Source organism: Streptomyces sp. P17 (assembly GCF_032436805.1).
In the GTDB taxonomy this organism is placed as follows: domain Bacteria; phylum Actinomycetota; class Actinomycetes; order Streptomycetales; family Streptomycetaceae; genus Streptomyces.
The window spans coordinates 1-284 of sequence record NZ_JAVRBF010000633.1 but is presented as its reverse complement, the minus strand read 5'-3'; the positions used below and the strand labels follow the sequence as shown (position 1 = coordinate 284).

Here is a 284-nt window from a genome sequence, read left to right as displayed (position 1 = left end):
CCAGCAGCCGCTGCGCAGAGGATGGACCACGGGCGCGTGCGCGACCGCGGCCGCCAAGGCGGCGTATGCGGCCCTCCTGACCGGCACGTTCCCGGATCCGGTCGAGATTGAGCTGCCCGGTGGCCAGACCGTGGCCTTCGCGCTGGCGGAGGCTGCAACGGGCGCGGACGTTGCGACGGCCGGCGTGGTCAAGGACGCCGGCGACGATCCGGACGTCACCCATGGCGCGCTGATCCGCGTGTCGGTGCGTCACGGCCCGCCCGGCGCCGGCATCGGTTTCCGCG

At 74.6% G+C, this 284-nt stretch carries 1 protein-coding gene; it reads left to right on the top strand.

Annotated elements, in window-relative coordinates:
• Window positions 1-10 precede the first annotated feature (10 nt).
• Window positions 11-284 (top strand): cobalt-precorrin-5B (C(1))-methyltransferase (locus RMT89_RS42400; RefSeq protein WP_315889093.1); only part of this gene is annotated, 274 nt, incomplete at its 3' end.